11 protein-coding genes are annotated in these 13850 nt (G+C 63.3%); 10 read left to right on the plus strand and 1 reads right to left on the minus strand.

Annotation, left to right across the window (positions count from 1 at the left end; translation table 11 throughout):
* Positions 1–81: 81 nt before the first annotated feature.
* Entirely contained in the window at positions 82–1074 is a 993-nt protein-coding gene (gene acuI, locus VXL81_RS04510; protein ID WP_416553105.1) for an acryloyl-CoA reductase, read from the plus strand.
* A 492-nt stretch (positions 1075–1566) separates the two neighbouring features.
* On the plus strand, positions 1567–3204 hold the full coding sequence (locus tag VXL81_RS04515) for a BCCT family transporter (protein ID WP_340545409.1): 1638 nt from the start codon (positions 1567–1569) through the stop codon (positions 3202–3204).
* Between the two features lie 67 nt (positions 3205–3271).
* On the opposite strand, the gene VXL81_RS04520 is transcribed toward VXL81_RS04515, so the two are convergent.
* Positions 3272–3655, minus strand: coding sequence for a VOC family protein (locus VXL81_RS04520; protein WP_416538677.1), 384 nt, complete (start codon positions 3653–3655; stop codon positions 3272–3274).
* Positions 3656–3801: 146 nt separating this feature from the next.
* Between VXL81_RS04520 and VXL81_RS04525 the strand changes: the two genes are divergently transcribed.
* The 8 genes from VXL81_RS04525 to VXL81_RS04560 all read left to right on the plus strand — a co-directional run bounded on the left by VXL81_RS04525 (position 3802) and on the right by VXL81_RS04560 (position 13778).
* On the plus strand, positions 3802–5025 hold the full coding sequence (locus tag VXL81_RS04525; protein WP_416553107.1) for an aminotransferase class V-fold PLP-dependent enzyme: 1224 nt from the start codon (positions 3802–3804) through the stop codon (positions 5023–5025).
* A 32-nt stretch (positions 5026–5057) separates the two neighbouring features.
* A complete protein-coding gene (locus VXL81_RS04530; protein WP_416553109.1) occupies positions 5058–6497 on the plus strand; it encodes a cryptochrome/photolyase family protein in 1440 nt (479 codons plus the stop codon).
* A 90-nt stretch (positions 6498–6587) separates the two neighbouring features.
* On the plus strand, positions 6588–7793 hold the full coding sequence (locus tag VXL81_RS04535; protein ID WP_416553111.1) for a class I SAM-dependent methyltransferase: 1206 nt from the start codon (positions 6588–6590) through the stop codon (positions 7791–7793).
* A gap of 15 nt (positions 7794–7808) precedes the next feature.
* A complete protein-coding gene (locus VXL81_RS04540; protein ID WP_340545414.1) occupies positions 7809–8249 on the plus strand; it encodes a TrgA family protein in 441 nt (146 codons plus the stop codon).
* Between the two features lie 29 nt (positions 8250–8278).
* The gene (locus tag VXL81_RS04545) at positions 8279–9397 is read left to right on the plus strand and encodes an NUDIX domain-containing protein (protein ID WP_416540256.1); all 1119 of its coding nucleotides are present in this window, start codon (positions 8279–8281) and stop codon (positions 9395–9397) included.
* Between the two features lie 90 nt (positions 9398–9487).
* The gene (locus VXL81_RS04550) at positions 9488–10522 is read left to right on the plus strand and encodes a cysteine synthase A (RefSeq protein WP_416553113.1); all 1035 of its coding nucleotides are present in this window, start codon (positions 9488–9490) and stop codon (positions 10520–10522) included.
* Positions 10519–13050: a DUF3772 domain-containing protein gene (locus VXL81_RS04555; RefSeq protein ID WP_416553115.1), complete on the plus strand. Its 2532-nt coding sequence runs from the start codon at positions 10519–10521 to the stop codon at positions 13048–13050. The genes VXL81_RS04550 and VXL81_RS04555 overlap by 4 nt, the downstream gene beginning before the upstream one ends.
* Positions 13047–13778, plus strand: a complete 732-nt coding sequence (locus VXL81_RS04560) for an alanyl-tRNA editing protein (RefSeq protein ID WP_416553117.1) — start codon at positions 13047–13049, stop codon at positions 13776–13778. Before VXL81_RS04555 ends, VXL81_RS04560 begins: the two co-directional genes overlap by 4 nt.
* Positions 13779–13850: the final 72 nt, after the last annotated feature.

A 13850-nucleotide genomic window follows, 5' to 3' on the forward strand; every position in this document is an offset into this window, starting at 1 on the left:
AGTCGCCCGCCATCGCCGTTTCGGCTGCACGGCGGGTCCGCGCTCCTGGCGCGTCAGGTTGAATTCAGAGGAGGACCCATCATGTTCAACGCATTGGTTGTGACCAAGGACGAAGACAGCGGCGAGACATCCGCCGCCGAGCAAACGCTCAGCCTCGAGCAGCTGCCGGATGCCGAGGTGACCGTGGCAGTGGATTACTCAACCGTGAACTACAAGGATGGCCTCTGTCTTGGTCCGGGCGGCGGACTGGTGCGCAAATATCCACATGTGCCGGGCATTGATTTTGCAGGCACGGTCGAGACCTCCAGCGATGAGCGTTACAAACCCGGCGACAAGGTTGTGCTGACTGGCTGGCGCGTCGGCGAAGCCCATTGGGGCGGTTATGCGCAAAAGGCCCGCGTGCGCGCCGATTGGCTGGTGCCCTTGCCGGATGGGATCGACACGCGCCAGGCCATGGCTGTTGGCACAGCGGGTTTTACCGCAATGCTGGCCGTCATGGCGCTTGAGGATCACGGGCTGACACCCGGCCACGGCCCGGTGCTGGTGACCGGCGCTGCGGGTGGCGTGGGGTCGGTGGCAACCGCGATCCTCTCCAACCTCGGCTATGAGGTTGCGGCGGTCACCGGGCGCCCTGAGACATCCGACTATCTCACCGCCCTTGGCGCCACCCAGATCGTGCCGCGCGAAGAGCTGAACGAGACGGTAAAGCGCCCGCTCGAAAGCGAGAACTGGGCGGGCTGCATTGATGCGGTCGGTGGTGCGATGCTGGCGCGGGTTCTGGGCCAGATGAAATATGGGGCCTCGGTGGCGGCGGTTGGCCTTGCAGGAGGGGCCGGTCTGCCCGCCACGGTGATCCCGTTTCTGTTGCGCGGCGTCAACCTTCTGGGCATCGACAGCGTGATGCAGCCTTATGACAACCGCCTGCGGGCCTGGCAGCGCATCGCCACCGATCTGCCGATGGATAAGCTGGAGGCGATGGTGCAGCCGGCCACCCTGTCCGATCTGCCACAGCTGGGCGCCGATATCCTGAAAGGGCAGGTGAAGGGCCGCGTTGTCGTTGATGTGAACGGCTGACACGGCCCCTGCTGACGGGGCAGCCCGCCTGAAGGTCGACAGATCAGAGATTGATCGGGCGATGATCACAGGGAAACCTGTCAGAACGCGCAGCCAGCCTGCGCGTTCTTTGCGCGTCCGCGGGGCCAGCTGGTCAATCCCCGCGTCATAGACCCGGCAACCGGGCGCATGTCGCGCAGCGATTGCACCGCTGTCACGCAGATCGCCCCACAAGACGCGACATTTGCATGGTTTTCTGCTAGGCTGGTGATCTGTCCATGGCCACGCCAGCCGCTGCCTGACCGCAGCGTGTGACTGGGTTGACGCGGATCTATCGGCGATCATTGTCGGCATGAGCGCTGTGATGATCGCGCCCGACCGCCTGCTCAGCGGGCGCCGGTCATGGAGAGGCACCCGTGCGGGGGCTGCATTTTTTTCGCGATCGGCGGGAACCTGCGCAGCGCGCGACGGTTGAGACACTGGACGTTCACATAAGACAGAACAGGGACACCCATGACAGACGAAACGGCCAATCAGGGCATACCCGCCCCCGACGGTGAGGCCGCCGTCATCGACACCGAATATGAAATCGGACAGGACAATCTGGAAGGATCCGTGGGACCGATTGGATTTGACATCCACAACCCGGTTTTCATGGTCTCCGGCATCAGCATCATGCTGTTTGTGTTCTACGCGCTGGTTCTGCCGGAACAGGCGGCAACCTTCTTTGGCTGGCTGCGCCCCGCCGTGACCAGCTCGTTCGACTGGTTCTTCCTCAGCGCGGGCAATATCTTCGTGCTGTTCTGTTTCTTCCTGATCGTCTCGCCCTGGGGCAAGGTGCGCCTTGGCGGGGCCGACGCGGCACCCGATTATACCTACATCGGCTGGTTTGCGATGCTGTTTGCGGCCGGCATGGGCATCGGCCTGATGTTCTACGGCGTCAGCGAACCGATGAGCCATTACTCCACCGCCTTTGGTGGCGTGAGCATGGGTGAAAATGGCGCCCGCACCGACTGGGCGCCGCTGGGCGGCGCAGCCGGGGACAGCACCGAAGCCGTGCGTCTGGGCATGGCGGCGACGATCTATCACTGGGGCCTGCACCCATGGGCGATCTACGCGATTGTTGCCCTTTCGCTGGCGCTGTTCTCCTTCAACAAGGGGCTGCCACTCACCATCCGCTCGGCCTTCTACCCGATCTTCGGCGAGCGGGTCTGGGGCTGGACCGGCCATATCATCGACATTCTGGCGGTTTTCGCCACGCTCTTTGGCCTTGCAACCTCGCTGGGCTTTGGCGCGACACAGGCCAATGCGGGCCTGAACGAGCTGTTCGGTGTGCCGGTTGGCTCAACCACCGAGGTGCTGCTGATCTCCGCCATCACCGCGGTTGCGCTGATCTCGGTTGTGCGCGGTCTTGATGGCGGTGTGAAAGTGCTGAGCGAAATCAACATGGGGCTGGCCTTCCTGCTGTTGATCTTCGTGCTTCTGGTCGGGCCAACGCTGCTGATCATCACCGGCTTCTTCGACAGTCTGGTGGCCTATGTGCAGTATCTGCCGGCGCTCTCCATGCCCTTCGGCCGCGAGGATGCCAACTACAGCCAGGGCTGGACCGCCTTTTACTGGGCGTGGTGGATCAGCTGGTCGCCGTTTGTCGGCATGTTCATCGCCCGCGTCAGCCGGGGTCGCACCGTGCGCGAGTTCATCATCTGCGTTCTGCTGATCCCCAGCCTGGTCTGCGTCCTGTGGATGAGCGTCTTTGGCGGCACCGCCATTCATCAGGTGGTGGCTGATGGCTATACCGGCGCGCAGGATGCCGCACTTGAGCTGAAGCTGTTCAAGATGCTGGATCAGCTGCCGCTGGCCTCGATCACCTCCTTTGTCGGCATCCTTCTGGTGATCGTGTTCTTCGTCACCTCTTCGGACTCCGGCTCGCTGGTGATCGACACCATCACCGCAGGCGGCAAGGTCGACGCGCCGCTGCCGCAACGGGTCTTCTGGTGCGTGTTCGAAGGTGCGGTTGCGATCGTGCTGCTGCTCGGCGGTGGTCTTGTGGCCCTGCAGGCGATGGTGATCTCCACCGGCTTGCCGTTCACCATCGTGCTGCTGCTGATGTGCTGGGCGATCCTGCGCGGATTGCAGACCGAGGCGCGCTGATCCCGCGCCGCCATCCCGGACCGGCAATGCCCAGAAACGCCCCGGAGAACTCCGGGGCGTTTGCCGTTCAGCTCTTGGCCTCATAGAAGCCGACCGAATTGCCGTCGGGGTCTTTGGCGTAGAAGAACTGCCCGTCGGGCAGCGGCACCGCCTCTGACACCACCTGCCCACCGGCGTCGGTCACCCGCGTCATCACATCGGCCAGCGCACCTTCGGCGGCCAGATGCAGGGTCGGGCCAACACCATCCGGGGCCGGGGTGCCGGGATATATGCTCAGCGCGACCCCGGTTGCCGGGTCCTTGGGGCGAAACAGCAGCATCGGGTTTGGTCCATCGCTGACCAGTTCCAGCGCGGCGCCGGTCACATGCTCGTAGAACTTGCGCGCGCCGTCCATGTCGGTGACGGGGATCTCTCCCCAGACCAGAAAATCCTTGGGCGTATAGGCCATCATCTGCATCCTTTCGTGTTGATGTATCCCCTAGCTACCCGCCACTGTTGACAGAAAATGACATCAGGTCAGCGGCGGCCGCAGTCTCTCCGCGCTTGACCTTGCGCATCATCGCCGTCACTTCTTCTGAGACAGAAAGAGGAGAGACCATGGCCCTTGATATCGACTTTGTCCGCAGCCAGTTTCCGGCCTTTGCAGCGCCCAACCTGCAAGGTCAGGCCTTTTTCGAGAACGCCGGTGGCTCTTATACCTGTCAGCAGGTGATCAACCGGCTCACCCGTTTTTATACCGAACGCAAAGTGCAGCCCTATGCCCCCTATGAGGCCTCGACGCTGGCGGGCGACGAGATGGACGAGGCGCGGCACCGGCTTTCCGGCATCCTCGGGGTGGCACGGGATGAGCTGAGCTTTGGCCCCTCGACCACCCAGAACACCTATGTGCTGGCGCAGGCCTTTCGTCAGTTCCTGTCTCCGGGGGAGGCGATCATCGTCACCAATCAGGATCACGAGGCCAACAGCGGCCCGTGGCGGCGCCTTGCGGATGCCGGGATCGAGGTGCGTGAATGGCAGATCGACCCGCAAACCGGCCATCTGAACCCCGCAGATCTGGAAAATCTTCTGGACGAAAACGTCCGGCTGGTCTGTTTTCCGCATTGTTCCAACGTGGTCGGGGAGCTGAACCCGGTCACCGAAATCACCGCTCTGGCCCATGCGGCCGGCGCCTTTGTCTGCGTCGATGGTGTCTCTTACGCGCCCCATGGCCTGCCCAATGTCGGCGAGCTGGGGCCGGATATCTATCTGTTCTCCGCCTATAAGACCTACGGGCCGCATCAGGGGCTGATGGTGATCCGCCGCGCCCTGGGGGAGCTGCTGCCCAATCAGGGACATTTCTTCAACGGTGACGCGCTCTACAAACGCTTCACTCCGGCGGGGCCGGACCACGCTCAGGTCGCCGCCTGCGCGGGCATGGCTGACTACATCGCCGCGCTGGCCCATCATCACGGCGGCCCGCTGACCGAAGGCGCGGCACAGGGGGCCTTTGTCCACGATCTGATGCGCGCCCATGAGTTGGAGCTGCTGCAACCGCTGCTCGATATGGTGAAGGACCGCAACGATCTGCGCCTGATCGGCCCCTCTGATGCCAGCAGACGCGCGCCCACCGTGGCACTGGCGCTGGATCGCCCCGCCGAAGCCGTAGCCGGTGAACTGGCCGAACATGGCATCATGGCGGGGGGCGGTGATTTCTATGCGCTGCGTGCCCTGAATGCGATGGGTGTCTCTACCGGTGACGGCGTGCTGCGGCTCAGTTTTACGCATTACACCTCGAAAAAAGAGATGACACAGTTGATCGAGGCCCTAGATCGCGTGTTGTGAAAACCGCAGCGATACAGGGACCTTGATCTTTCATGACTGACCATACCCCGCCACAGGCGCCGGTGATCTGGTGGCTGCGCCGAGACCTGCGGCTCGCCGACAACCCCGCCCTTGAGGCGGCCGTCGCCCGGGGCACCCCGGTGATCCCGCTCTTTGTCTTTGACACGCTGGATGAACACCTGGGCGCTGCGCCAAAGTTCCGGCTGGGGCTGGGGCTTGCCCATCTGGCCAAGATGCTGGAGCAGCGCGGCAGCCGCCTGATCCTGCGGCGTGGTCCGGCAGCCGAGGTGCTGGCGCAGGTGATCGCGGAGACCGGGGCAGGGGCGGTGCACTGGAGCCGCGCCTATGATCCCGACGCCATCGCCCGCGACACCACCATCAAGGAACAGCTGAATGGGCAGGGCGTTGCGGCGCAGTCTTTTGGTGGTCATCTGCTGTTTGAACCCTGGACCGTCGAGACCAAGACCGGCGGCATGTACCGGGTCTATTCGCCCTACTGGAAATCCGTGCGCGACCGCGATGTCGCGGATCTGATCGCCGCCCCATCCCGAATACCCGCGCCGGAGCAATGGCCCGCCTCTGATGATCTGGACAGCTGGAAACTCGCCGCTGATATGCGCCGCGGCGCTGACATCGTGGCGCAATATTGCCGGGTCGGGGAAGATGCCGCGCAGGAGCGGCTGGCGGAATTCCTCGACTCCCGCGTGGCCGACTACAAACAGGACCGAGACTTTCCGGCTGTGGATGCCACATCCGGCCTGTCTGAAAACCTCGCCTGGGGAGAAATCAGCCCGCGCCGCATGTGGCATCACGGGCTGGAGGCACGTCGCGCAGGCAAATCCGGCGCTGAGCATTTTCTCAAGGAAATCGTCTGGCGCGAATTCGCCTACCACCTGATGTTCCACACACCGCATATCCTGACCCGCAACTGGCGCCCCGAATGGGAGAGCTTCCGCTGGTCCGAGCAGGACGACGACCGGGTCGAGGCCTGGCGGCGTGGTCAGACCGGTTACAATTTCGTCGATGCCGCCATGCGCGAACTCTATGTGACCGGCAAGATGCACAATCGCGCCCGGATGATCGTGGCCAGTTTCCTGACCAAACATATGCTCACCCACTGGCGCATCGGTCAGAAATGGTTCGAGGAGTGTCTGGTGGACTGGGATCCGGCCTCCAACGCCATGGGCTGGCAGTGGGTGGCCGGCTCCGGCCCCGATGCCTCGCCGTTTTTCCGGATTTTCAACCCTGACGGCCAGCTGGAGAAATTCGACCCCAAGGGCAGCTACCAATCCGCGTGGATCGCCGAAGGTCAGGACAGCCCGCCGCAGACGGCGCTGGATTTCTACCGCGCGACACCCCTGTCCTGGGAGCTGTCGCCGCAGGACAGACGCGCCAGCCCCTTCGTTGATCTGAAAGAGGGTCGCGCCCGCGCGCTTGAGGTTTACGGTCAGCGCGAGCTGCCCGAGGACTGACAGATCCCTTGCCAGAAGCGCCTGATTTGGCCTAGCCTTTTCTCTGGACAGGGGCCGTGAACCCACCGGACCCGTCTAGGGGAGGAGAGAATGGCGCTCACACAGACCGAAGGACAGGCCAATCTGCCGCGCTATTTCGCGGCGATCTTTGACCAGTTGCAGGCGCTGGAGGTGGGGCAGCTGGACATCCATCTGCCGGACGGTCGGGTGTTCCGTGTCACTGGCGACCGCCCCGGTCCGGTGGCAGATCTGCGCATTCACAACCCCGATTGTTTCGCCCGGTTGATCCGCGAGGGGGATCTGGGGTTCTCCGATGCCTATCTTGATGGCTGGTGGAGCACATCCGATCTTCAGGCCTTCATGGATCTGGTACATCTGGGGTCTGAAACCGTCTATGATGGCTTTCCGGGACGCGGGCTGATCCGCGCCTATGAACAGTTTCGCTTCTGGCTGCAACGCAATCACCGCGCGCAGGCCAAGGCGAATATCTCCTATCACTATGACCTCGGCAACGCCTTCTACGGGCTGTGGCTTGATGACACGATGACCTATTCCAGCGCCCTGTTCAAAACCGGGCAGGAAAGCCTGGAGGCGGCGCAGACCGCCAAATATGCCTCCATGGTCGACCAGATGGGCGTGCAGCCCGGCGATCACGTGCTGGAGGTCGGCTGCGGCTGGGGCGGGTTTGCCGAATATGCAGCCCGCGAACGCGGCCTGCGGGTCACGGGCCTCACCATCAGTGCCGAACAGTTGAGATACGCCCGCGAGCGCATTGAAAAGGCGGGGCTTTCCGACCGGGTCGAGCTCAGGATGCAGGATTACCGCGACTGTGACGGCACCTTCGATGGCATTGCCTCTATCGAGATGTTCGAGGCGGTGGGCGAAAAATACTGGCCCGCCTATTTCAGGATGATCCACGACCGGCTGCGCCCCGGCGGTCAGGCCACCTTGCAGATCATCACCGTCGCCGACCGGCGCTGGACGGTCTACAAACGCGGCGTTGATTTCATCCAGAAACACATCTTTCCCGGCGGCATGCTCCCTGCACCCGGGATCTTGCGCCAGCAGGTTGAAAATGCCGGGCTAAAGGTCATGAAATCGCTCGAATTCGGTGATAGCTACGATCAGACGCTGCGGCGTTGGCACACCACCTTTAACAGTCGCTGGGACGAGATTGCGGCCATGGGATTTGATGATCGGTTCAAAAAGATGTGGAATTTCTATCTCACCTCCTGCGCCGCCGCGTTCAAGGCGCAAACCTGCGACGTGACCCAGATCACACTGGCCCACCGCTGAACGAAAGCCCCGATCATGCCCACAGCCGCCCGCCTTATCGCCGCCGTCAGCATGGCGCTTGTCGCGATTGCCGCCTCTTTCCTGATCATGCCACTGATGCCCGAGGGCACCGATTTCGGCTATTTCGTGCCGCTCAACGCCGCGCTTGGCGCGCTGATCGGCTGGGTCTGGGTCGGCCGCCATGTCGGCCGCGGCGTGGTCAATGCGATCAACAACGGCGTCACCGGTGTGGCCCTGCTGGTGCTCTGGGGGCTGTTTCTGCAAGGCGCCTGGGAAATGTTTCGCCTCGCCATGCGCAACCGCTATGACGGCCCGTTTGAGGCGCTTTCGGCGATTTTTGTCATCGGTTTGGATTTCTTTTTCGTGATGGCGGTGCCACATGTGTTGCTGGCGCTGGTGATCGGCGGCATCTTCAGCGGTCTGGTGACCGAGAATGCCGCAAGACGCTGGCGCTGAGATAACAGAATTCCAACAGGATACAGACCGTGGTTGATCTTTTTGTCTATGGCACGCTGCGCCATATGCCGCTGCTTGAACTGGTGTTGGGGCGGTCAGGTGCCGCGCTGGATGTCACCCCTGCACATCTGCCCGATCACGGTGCCTTTGCGGTGGTGGATCAGCCTTTCCCGGCGATAGAGGCCCGCGTCGGCCACCGCGCACCGGGGCTGCTGCTGCGCGGTCTCACCCCGGACGATATGGCGGCGCTGAATTTCTACGAAGGCGGGTTCGACTATACGCTGCGCCCCGTCACGGTCGCGCTGGACGCAGGCGGCAGCGCCCCGGCGGAGGTCTATTTCCCGGAGCCGGGCCTGTGGCAGACCGGGGCGGCCTGGGATCTGGGCGACTGGCAGCAGAAATGGGGCGCCTTGTCGCTGCGCGCGGCAGAGGAGGTCATGGCCTATCGCGGTCGCCTGACCGCCGCCGAGGTGGCCGAGCGGTTCCGCCCGATCCGCATCCGCGCCGCCGCCTGGCTCGCGGCGCAGAACCGCCCCGGCGATCCAGATCACGATCTGGCCCGCGACGTCGTCGTCCACCAGCATAAACGCGCCTATCTCAACTTCTTCGCGATGGAGGAGATGGACCTGCAATTCCGCCGCTATGACGGCAGCCTCAGCCCGGTGATCAACCGGGGCGTCGCGCTGGTGGGGCAGGCGGCGGTGGTGCTGCCCTATGATCGCCGCCGCGACGCGGTTTTGCTGATCGAACAGTTCCGCGCCGCCACCTATATCGCGGGCAACCAGCGCCCCTGGATGTGGGAGCCGGTGGCCGGGCTGATCGACCCCGGCGAAACCCCCGAACAGGCCGCCCGCCGCGAGGCGATGGAGGAGGCGGGGCTGAAGATCGACCAGCTGGAAACCGTCGCCCAGGTCTACCCCTCCAGCGGCGCCTCAGGCGAATTTCTGCATATTTTTGTGGGTCTCTGCGACTTTGATGAGATCGCTGGCGGCGGTGGACTGGAGAGCGAGGGCGAAGATATCCGCAGCCAGATCCTGCCCTATGAGGCGCTGATACAGGGCGTAGATGACCAGACCTACCAGGACATGCCATTGGTCACCGCCGCCCTCTGGCTGTCACGCCATCGTGAGCGCTTGCGGCAGGGCTGACCCCGCCAACCGCGCGGCGCGCCGCTATCTCGGCTTGTGGTTGTCCAATGCCTTGGCTACACCTCAACTGGAATGATCGAAAGGGATACCATGCGCATTGCACATGATCTGGCCGACGCGATCGGCCACACGCCTCTGATCCGCCTGAACCGCGTCAGCGATGAAACCGGATGTGAGATTCTGGGAAAGGCCGAGTTCATGAACCCCGGCCAGTCGGTCAAGGACCGCGCCGCACTTTATATCATCAAGGACGCCATCGCGCGCGGTGATCTGAAGCCGGGCGGCACCATCGTCGAGGGCACTGCCGGTAACACCGGGATCGGCCTGGCGCTGGTTGGCGCGTCGATGGGCTTCAAAACGGTGATCGTGATCCCCGAAACCCAGTCCGAAGAGAAAAAGGACATGTTGCGACTGGCCGGCGCCCAGCTGGTGCAGGTCCCCGCAGCGCCTTATCGCAATCCCAACAACTTTGTCCGCTATTCGGAACGTCTGGCCAAGGAACTGGCCAAGACCGAACCCAATGGCGCGATCTGGGCCAATCAGTTCGACAATGTCGCCAACCGGCAGGCCCATATCGAAACCACCGCACCCGAGATCTGGGAGCAGACCGACGGCAAAGTGGACGGCTTCGTCTGCGCGGTCGGTTCTGGCGGCACGCTGGCAGGTGTGGCCGATGTGCTCCAGCCCAAGGGCGTAAAAATCGGCCTTGCCGATCCGATGGGCGCGGCGCTTTATTCCTACTACACCACCGGTGAAATCGTGACCGAAGGCGGCTCCATCGCAGAAGGCATCGGCCAGGTGCGCATCACCAAGAACCTTGAAGGGTTCAAACCGGATTTCTGCTACCAGATCGAGGACCGCGACGCGCTGCCCTATGTCTTCGACCTCCTGCACGAAGAGGGTCTGGTGCTGGGCGGTTCCTCGGCGATCAATATCGCCGGTGCCGTGCGCATGGCCAAGGACATGGGACCGGGCAAGACCATCGTCACCGTGCTCTGTGACTACGGCACGCGCTACCAGTCGAAACTGTTCAACCCCGACTTCCTGCGTGAAAAGAACCTGCCGGTGCCGGATTGGATGACTCACGCCCCGGCCTCTATCCCCGGCGTGTTCGAGGACGTATGATCGCCCTCATGCGTGGTTTTGTGAAATGTCTGGCCGGGCTGGTTCTTCTGATCAGCCTGGCCTTTCCCGCTCTGGCCCAGCTCGATGCGCGTTCGAAATCCTATTACGAGGATTGGCTGCGCACCGCGAACCGGGCCGAAAACGTCATTGATGCCAGCCGCGCCTCCAATATCGCCTTGGAACAGCTGCGCAGCGAGCTGGCCGAATTCCGGCAGACCTTCCAGACCAAGCGTGGGGAAAACGGCGAGCGTATCCAGACCCTTCAGGGCCAGCTGGACGCGCTTGGCGCCCCACCGGGCGAGGGCGAGGAAGAGCCCGAAGACATCGCCCAGCTGCGTGACGCGCTGACCCAGCAGCTCAACGAGCTGCGGGTGCCGCGCATCGTCGCCGAAGAGGCCTACAGCCGCGCCGACGGCCTGATCAACGAGATCGACAAGATTGTCCGCGAACGGCTGACCAAACGACTGTTTGAACGCGGCACCTCGCCGCTCAACCCCGAACATTGGCCCGGCGCGCTGCGGGATCTGGTCCACGCCAGCCGCGCCGTGGGCAATGAAACCCTGTCGCAGCTGCGCAATGACACCACCAGCGAACGCATCAGCGGCGATCTGGTGGGCATTCTTGTGCTGGTGCTGATCGGTATGCTGCTGATCCTGCGCGGGCGCCCATGGGCGCATCTGGCGGGTGATTACCTGCGGCGCTACGGCGCGCGGGGCACCGGCGTCTGGACCTTTGTCGTCTCGCTGCTACAGGTGCTGCTGCCGCTGATCGGTGTCATCTTTCTGGTCGCAGCGGTCGATCTTTCGGGCATTCTTGGGGTGCGCGGCAGCATCTTCCTCGAATCCGTGCCGGCCTGGGCCTTTATCATGCTGTCGTTCCACTGGCTGGGTGAGCAGCTCTATACCAATCAGATCGAGAATGATCTGCTGCCCGTACAGGAGGGCAATCAGGCCGAGACCCGCTTTCTGATCGACATGATGGCGGTGATCCTGGTGCTGCAGGATGTTTTTGCCACCATCGAGCGGATCCAGAACATCCCGGACAGCAGTTCCGCGGTCTATGCCTTTCCGCTGATCAGCTGTGCTGCGCTGATCCTGCTGCGTCTGCACCGCATCGGGGCCAAGCAGCGTCAGGCACAGAGCGAGGAGGAGCCCGAGGAAGGCGCCATCGCCGCCGGGGCCAATCGCATCATCGCGGTGGTGCGCCGGGCGATCTACCTTCTCGGCTTTGCCGGGCCGCTGCTGGCTGCGGTGGGCTATCTCAACGCGGCCGAGGCGGTGATCTACCCGGCCATGCTGACGCTGGCGATGCTGGCGGGCCTGTTTGTCCTGCAACGGTTCTTTGCCGATCTCTACGGCTTTGTCACCGGCAAGGGTAGCGCGGCCCGCGACTCGCTCTTCACGGCGCTGATCGGCTTTGCGCTGGCGCTGGTGGCGCTGCCGATGCTGGCGCTGATCTGGGGCGCGCGCGTTGCGGATCTGACGGAGCTGTGGTCGAACTTCCTCGAGGGCTTCCAGATTGGCGACACCCGTATTTCGCCCACCGCCTTTCTGACCTTTGTGACCATCTTTGCCGTCGGCTACGGTCTGACCCGGCTGGTGCAGGGCAGCCTGCGCAACGCGCTGCTGCCCAAGACCCGCATTGATGTCGGCGGCCAGAACGCCATCGTCTCCGGCATGGGCTATGTCGGGATTTTCCTGGCCGCTCTGGTGGCGATTTCGATGGCCGGTCTGGATCTGTCGTCGCTCGCCATTGTCGCCGGTGCGCTCTCTGTGGGCATCGGCTTTGGTCTGCAAACCATCGTGTCGAACTTTGTCTCCGGCATCATCCTTCTGGTCGAGCGCCCGGTGTCCAAGGGCGACTGGATCGAGGTTGGCGGCCTGATGGGCTATGTGCGCGATATCTCCGTGCGCTCCACCCGGATCGAGACCTTCGACCGCACCGATGTGATTGTTCCGAACTCGGATCTGATCACCGGCACCGTCACCAATTACACTCGCGGCAATACCGTGGGCCGGGTGATCGTGCCTGTCGGCGTCAGCTACGGCACCGACCCGCGCAAGGTCGAGGCCATCCTGATCGAGGTCGCCAAGGCACATCCGATGGTGTTGATGAACCCGCCGCCATCGGTGGTGTTTCAGGGCTTTGGGGCGGACAGTCTCAACTTTGAGATCCGCGCGATCCTGCGCGATGTGAACTGGGTCCTGTCGGTGAAATCCGACATGAACTACGACATCGCCCGCCGCTTCGACGAGGCCGGGATCGAGATCCCCTTCGCCCAGCGCGATATCTGGATCCGCAACCCCGAGGCGCTGGCCGGGGCGGCGGCGGCCGCGGCGCCTGAAGCTGCGCCCGACTCTGGCCCCGGATCTGGCCCCGGATCTGTTCAGGACAGCGCGGCCCGGCCATCACCGGCTGCGGCAGCGGCGCCCGCCAGCAAACGCCCCGAAACCCCGGATCTGGAGGACCTCTCCAACCGGGACGATGCAGCCGACAGCGGCGATGAAGACGGAGACGGCGATCGATGACCGACCAATTGTTCCTGACGGATGCCTATGCACAACAGGCCCCGGCGCAGATCATTGACCACACAACCGAAGGCGGGCTGGTGCTGAACCAGTCCGTCTTTTACGCAACCGGGGGCGGGCAACCGGGCGATACCGGTCATCTCAGCTGGTCCGATGGGGCAGGGGCGCACCGCCTGACCATCACCAATACGGTAAAGGGGGAGGCGGGCGCCATTGTCCTGCTGCCGGAACCTGACCAGCCGCTGCCCAGCGTCGGGCAGGAGGTGACGCAGACCCTCGACTGGGACCGCCGCCTTGGCCATATGCGCATCCATACCGCGCTGCATCTCCTCTCGGTGGTGATTCCCCTGCCGGTCTCCGGCGGTTCCATCGGCGCCGACAAGGGGCGGCTTGATTTCAACATGCCCGAGGCGCCGGAGGACAAACAGGCGCTGGAGGATGCGCTCAACGCCCTCATCAGCCGCGATCTGGAGGTCAGCGAACGCTGGATCACCGAGGAGGAGCTGGATGCAAACCCCGATCTGGTGAAAACCATGTCGGTGGCGCCGCCCCGTGGCAATGGCCGCATTCGGCTGGTGCGGATCGGCACGATGCAGGAGCAGATCGACCTGCAACCCTGCGGCGGCACCCATGTGCGCAGCACCGCTGAAATTGGCCCTATCCGCCTTGGAAAGGTTGAAAAAAAGGGCAAGCAGAACCGCCGTGTCTACCTGCATCTGGGGGCTTGAGCGCGGGCTGCAAATAAGTTTCTGCAAGAGTGAATTTTTTGCTGTTTTCGCTCTTGCAATTGCTTCCGTGAT

The sequence above is a fragment of the Phaeobacter sp. JH204B genome (assembly GCF_048055755.1).
In the GTDB taxonomy this organism is placed as follows: domain Bacteria; phylum Pseudomonadota; class Alphaproteobacteria; order Rhodobacterales; family Rhodobacteraceae; genus Phaeobacter; species Phaeobacter bryozoorum.

Bases quoted from the DNA above. Each gene is read 5' to 3' on its own strand.
- acuI (WP_416553105.1), top strand. From the start codon at position 82: ATGTTCAACGCATTGGTTGTGACCAAGGACGAAGACAGCGGCGAGACA.
- VXL81_RS04515 (WP_340545409.1), top strand. From the start codon at position 1,567: ATGACAGACGAAACGGCCAATCAGGGCATACCCGCCCCCGACGGTGAG.
- VXL81_RS04520 (WP_416538677.1), bottom strand. From the start codon at position 3,655: ATGATGGCCTATACGCCCAAGGATTTTCTGGTCTGGGGAGAGATCCCC.
- VXL81_RS04525 (WP_416553107.1), top strand. From the start codon at position 3,802: ATGGCCCTTGATATCGACTTTGTCCGCAGCCAGTTTCCGGCCTTTGCA.
- VXL81_RS04530 (WP_416553109.1), top strand. From the start codon at position 5,058: ATGACTGACCATACCCCGCCACAGGCGCCGGTGATCTGGTGGCTGCGC.
- VXL81_RS04535 (WP_416553111.1), top strand. From the start codon at position 6,588: ATGGCGCTCACACAGACCGAAGGACAGGCCAATCTGCCGCGCTATTTC.
- VXL81_RS04540 (WP_340545414.1), top strand. From the start codon at position 7,809: ATGCCCACAGCCGCCCGCCTTATCGCCGCCGTCAGCATGGCGCTTGTC.
- VXL81_RS04550 (WP_416553113.1), top strand. From the start codon at position 9,488: ATGCGCATTGCACATGATCTGGCCGACGCGATCGGCCACACGCCTCTG.
- VXL81_RS04555 (WP_416553115.1), top strand. From the start codon at position 10,519: ATGATCGCCCTCATGCGTGGTTTTGTGAAATGTCTGGCCGGGCTGGTT.
- VXL81_RS04560 (WP_416553117.1), top strand. From the start codon at position 13,047: ATGACCGACCAATTGTTCCTGACGGATGCCTATGCACAACAGGCCCCG.